At 37.9% G+C, this 710-nt stretch carries 1 protein-coding gene; it reads right to left on the bottom strand.

The window, feature by feature from the left end:
* On the bottom strand, positions 1-708 hold a 708-nt coding region (locus ACFINS_RS10360), incomplete at its 3' end, for a ParB/RepB/Spo0J family partition protein (RefSeq protein WP_375706222.1).
* Positions 709-710 lie beyond the last annotated feature (2 nt).

The raw sequence follows: 710 nt of genomic DNA, 5'->3' as shown, positions 1-710 counted from the left end.
ATCTTTTTCCAGAGAAGTGCGTTTTTTGACCTTAGGATTTGCCTGCTCATAGACTAATATTTCTGTTTGGCGTACAGAGAGACCTTCACGAATAATTTTTTCTGCCAAGTCCAATGGATTATCAACAGTTATAAGACAGCGTGCATGACCAGCAGAAAGTTGTCCATCAGTTAAAAATTTTTGTACCTTTGATGGCAATTTCAACAAACGAAGCGTATTTGCAACATGACTTCGACTTTTTCCAATCACTTGTGCTAAATCTGCTTGCGTATAGCCATGTTCATTCAGCAAAATTTCATATCCCATTGCTTCTTCAATAGGATTAAGATCAGCACGTTGAACATTTTCAATAATTGCCAATTCTAAAGCCGTTTTATTATCTACATCGCGAACAATAACCGGCAATTGACTTAAATGAACACGTTGAGCAGCACGCCATCGCCGTTCACCAGCAATCAATTCAAAACAATGTGGATGATTGCGTGAAGGTCTTACAATAATAGGTTGAACAATACCGTGTTGACGAATTGATTGAGCCAAATTATCAAGTTCTTCTTCAGTAAAATGGCGCCGCGGATTATGTGGATTACACAAAATGGATTCAAGTGGAACAAGCTTCTCAGAAAATGTAGAAACTGTACTGGACTCTGACAATTTTTCAGCACTTGTTGAACGTATAGGATTGTTGTTCAAATTGATATCGCCAATCA

The organism is Bartonella sp. AA2SXKL (assembly GCF_042197205.1).
In the GTDB taxonomy this organism is placed as follows: domain Bacteria; phylum Pseudomonadota; class Alphaproteobacteria; order Rhizobiales; family Rhizobiaceae; genus Bartonella.
Note: the sequence above shows the minus strand (reverse complement) of the source record. Positions and strands in the feature narration are given on the sequence as shown.